The sequence below is a fragment of the Chitinophaga sp. genome (assembly GCF_036566945.1).
Classification (GTDB): domain Bacteria; phylum Bacteroidota; class Bacteroidia; order Chitinophagales; family Chitinophagaceae; genus Chitinophaga.
In genome coordinates this window covers 1-3,859 of the sequence record NZ_DATCVJ010000329.1, presented here as the reverse complement: position 1 = coordinate 3,859, position 3,859 = coordinate 1, and the positions used below count along the sequence as shown (strand labels likewise).

The 3,859-nt window shown below is 49.7% G+C and carries 4 protein-coding genes; 2 read left to right on the top strand and 2 right to left on the bottom strand.

The window, feature by feature from the left end:
• The first annotated feature begins 7 nt into the window (after nt 1-7).
• Entirely contained in the window at nt 8-172 is a 165-nt protein-coding gene (locus VIP81_RS33710; RefSeq protein ID WP_349258195.1) for a peptide-methionine (R)-S-oxide reductase, read from the top strand.
• A gap of 904 nt (nt 173-1,076) precedes the next feature.
• The gene (locus VIP81_RS09715; RefSeq protein ID WP_331959129.1) at nt 1,077-1,709 is read left to right on the top strand and encodes a hypothetical protein; all 633 of its coding nucleotides are present in this window, start codon (nt 1,077-1,079) and stop codon (nt 1,707-1,709) included.
• A gap of 95 nt (nt 1,710-1,804) precedes the next feature.
• On the opposite strand, the gene VIP81_RS09710 is transcribed toward VIP81_RS09715, so the two are convergent.
• Nucleotides 1,805-2,176, bottom strand: coding sequence for a hypothetical protein (locus VIP81_RS09710; protein WP_331959126.1), 372 nt, complete (start codon nt 2,174-2,176; stop codon nt 1,805-1,807).
• 973 nt (nt 2,177-3,149) lie between these two features.
• Entirely contained in the window at nt 3,150-3,704 is a 555-nt protein-coding gene (locus VIP81_RS09705) for a phage major capsid protein (protein WP_331959123.1), read from the bottom strand.
• Nucleotides 3,705-3,859: the final 155 nt, after the last annotated feature.

The window sequence follows — 3,859 nt, the reverse complement described above, 5'->3', positions numbered from 1 at the left end:
CGCCGTCATCCTGAAGGAAGACGTGAGCCTGGGAATGCGACGCGTCGAAGTTATCTGCAAGAAGTGCCACAGCCACCTCGGCCATGTCTTCGAGGGTGAGGGCTACCCCACTCCGACGGATCAGCGGTACTGCATCAACTCGATAGCTTTAGTTTTACACACGTCCGCGTGAGTTAGAAACCAAAGAGGTCCAGGTCAAAAGACCTGGACCTCTTTCGGCATTCAGAAGCTACTTGCGCTTCTTCCCTGTATCGCTGCGCTTTTCGCGCCAGCTTCCATCCTTGTTGCGGTCACGCTCACGCGTACCTCCGCCAGGCGCGGGCACCTGCGGAACCTTGCGCGCCGTCATCGCTTCACCGGCTTGATGGTGATGATGCGGGTGACCCTGACGACCCGACGAACGGGAATCGTCACGGTACGAGTGCGGGTAATACGTTGAACAGAGGTTGGCATCAGCCTTCCTCCCGTCTGCCGGATAACAGTTCCAACACAAACTATCCACCAGTTGGAGGACTAGCTGCTTTCTGGAGTACAGTCGCAAGTGCATCCGTGAGAAGTTGCAACTTTCAGACTGACCCCAGTGCTGGTTACCCCGCGTTGGGGTTTTTCTGCGTTCCTTTCCGGCTGAACAAACCGTACACCTCGTCACCGACAGAAACACATGCCCAACGACCGGAAAATGACCCTCTGGGCCTTTGTTTGGTTTCCACAAACCGGCAATCCCCAGGTCAACGAACCAAACGGTCAGATCTGAAGTAAATTGTTACGATCATGTAAACAGAATTCCACCTGGGGAAATGCCTGTATTGATGCCTGACAACCATTACACGCAACGAAGGGTGTACCTACACCTGTAGACAACAGCAAGCGTGAGAAAGTGGCGCAAAGTTAGGCACAGGGTCATTTCTGACCACATCTGGTCATGTCTGGTCAAAACTGAGCAGTTGCAAGTGCTCTGGATCACATACGTGTAGACGGTTCAACTTGACAATGAGTCTATGTATTAATCCTCAGCATCCCTCCACACAGAAGCACCACAGCAGCGCTCCACACACAGCGTCATCTACCGTGAGCGCATGTTCTCGGCACTGGCTCAGACTCAACACATCATCGTTCACGAAACGCGCATTTCGAGCGGTACGCCCTGGCACATCTACATTGCTGCCCTGCTCGCTGCAATTGTTGCCATAATCGGCTGGGTTGTGGTTCATCGAACAAGCCAAGGTAGGGACTTGCTCAACTGGCGTCGCACAACGCTAGTTCAGTCAACGATGGAGCTTCTTGAAACAAGCAACGAAAGATTTGAAGCGGTCAACGTTCGGTCCGCAGAAAAGAACACTGCCAGTGACCTCATGCGGAAGCTCACCAGGCACTACGAAACGATCCGTTTGATTGCAGACCATGACCTCAACGACGCCGCAAGAGCCGTATGGGATGCACACACTTTCAGCGCCAACGCAATTTCACGCATGGAGCCTGGAATTCCACAGACCGATTCGGAATACGAACAAAGGAAACACCTTCTAAGCGTCTACTCGATGGACGAATGGGAATTGCAAGGACAACACGAAATTCTGACCTCCGAATTGAAGAGAACTATTTCAAAGAAAAGAAGATTCGGCAAGCCGAATCAAGATGGACCGCAAAACGTTGATCCCGACCTAACGGCAAGCAGCCAGATAAACAGAGCGAAAGTAAACAAAGAATGATATAATATAGTTATTACACATGACCCTCCTTCGCGCATAAGTGGAATTATGGTAGAAAAGGGCTACAAGCTGAAATGCTTGTAGCCCTTTTCCTGTCATCTTGCAATCTGAGTAATACTGTCATCGAACAGTTCTAGATACAGCTCATAGCAGTCAATCTGACCGTTCAAGTCGATACGAGTGCCAATGTTGCTGATGTTGAACACTTCTGGGTAGAACTCGTTGTCGATCAAGTGATCGTAGTACCGCTGTTTTCCGTCTTTGCTGCGCAGATTTCCGGCTTGCTGGCTGAGTTCGAACTGACCTGTTGGAATCTCAAGCTTGACGAACTTCTTTTTAGTGTATTCCGCGCCAAACTGCTCAAGGCTGTCTTCAGGATTCAGCGCTACGACAGTGCAAGGCACTGTCTCAGGTTCGAGATAGTTCCACTTTCGTTCGGCTGAGCCTGTTTCAGGATCAAACGTCACTCGCTAAGTGTAAATATCCACCAGGCTAGGCCAGGTTCGTACGATGAATCTAGGCATCACCAGTACCACCAATCAGGCATTCTATTCGCTCTGACCGTATTAGGTCCGGTCATGATCGAACGTGACTTGTTCCAAATGAACTGCTTCACTGCAAGCACAACCAACGGACTAAGGGTGTACGTCTTGCCTCCGCATTTAACGGTTGTCTTGTCTTGCTTCACTTCTTCCACGTTCGCTTGTGCGAACACATCTGAGTTATCCATATAGGCAGACTGCCAAACACACGGCATATCTAAGCCAGTGCTCGTCTGCTTCATTCGTGACAAGACTTTCCGGCCTCCCCCCAATCACTTCAACGATTGCCTGAGCTTCTCTGATCTGCTGATCATTGACCGTGCATCCAGTCATATCCAGGACATCTGCATCTGTTGCTAACATTTAACCTCCAAACTTTGTATAACATCTATTGCTATATTGTCCGTGTAGTCGAACTTATCCCCTGGTCCTCCGCTATTGCGATTCAATCTGATCTGTATCTGATACTCATTAGCCATTGTGAACGGACTCGTTGAACCGAACGTGTAGTCAACAGCGCGATAAGGATTCGCAATTGGAACTGCATAACCATCCGAATACACTGAACCATCAGGTCTACGAATGAACACGCTTTCCGTGTAATACATCATCACATCGACAGGCTGCTTACGTTCGTCAACAATTTTGAACAATACTGAACGGTGCGGATTCTGACCTACGTAGAAATTTCTCATGGTGCATCACTGATCTTTGCAACAGCGAACAATCGGCCAAGCGTCAAATTTTGCTCGGAAACTGAGAAGCCAAGCTGAAACTGACGTGTTTGAAAATAGTCACCGATAGTCGGCCACGTCATCGTGAACTCGTATTCGTAATTTGTCATAGTAAAAATGGGACAGCTCAACATTCGAATGAACGCTGAGCTGTCCCGAATTGCTTACGCTCCTGCAACTTCCAAGATGCCGAAAGATTTTTCTCGTCCAACAGCAAAGGCTCTACGAGAACGCATCTTCAAATGAGCTTCGTCAGTGCTCCAACCAGCTTCAGTGCTGATCATTGTCTCGATAGGACTTCTAACACCTAGAATCAAGTGCTGACGGTTGCCAACGATGAGTAATGGATTTCCTGTTGGGTTCTGCAAGTTGGTTGTACTTGTCTTTGCTCCGTCAGAGAACTGCAACTTGTAGCCGAACAATGTCGCTGGCTGCATTGCCGATACCTCTTCAACAAACAACGGCCTACCAGTGCTGTCAACAAGACCGCGCAAGCTTTCCTTGATTCCTGTATGAGCAATAACAATAATATCGCTGTCAGACCAGAAACCACCCTGCTCAACCTTGCCGAATACTTGGCGGATCTTGTCATAGGCTACCGCTCCGGCTGTTGCGATCTTATGGGCTGCCGCACCTTGGCTCACTTCTCTATAAACAGAAGTAAAAGGTACGGTTGTACCGTTTCCTGCTGCTGTTGTTCCTAGACAAGCGTTGTCCAACGTCTTTCACGCGTGCAGGTGAAGATTCCGTCATCGTCACGGAATTTCTGCGTTGCCTTCACACCAGTGCCCCGGCAAGCGCCTAGCTGTGACCCGTGTGCACGCACCACTGCGCACGGTTACACAGCGAGCGAGGCCAAGTCAGTCGAGCGATC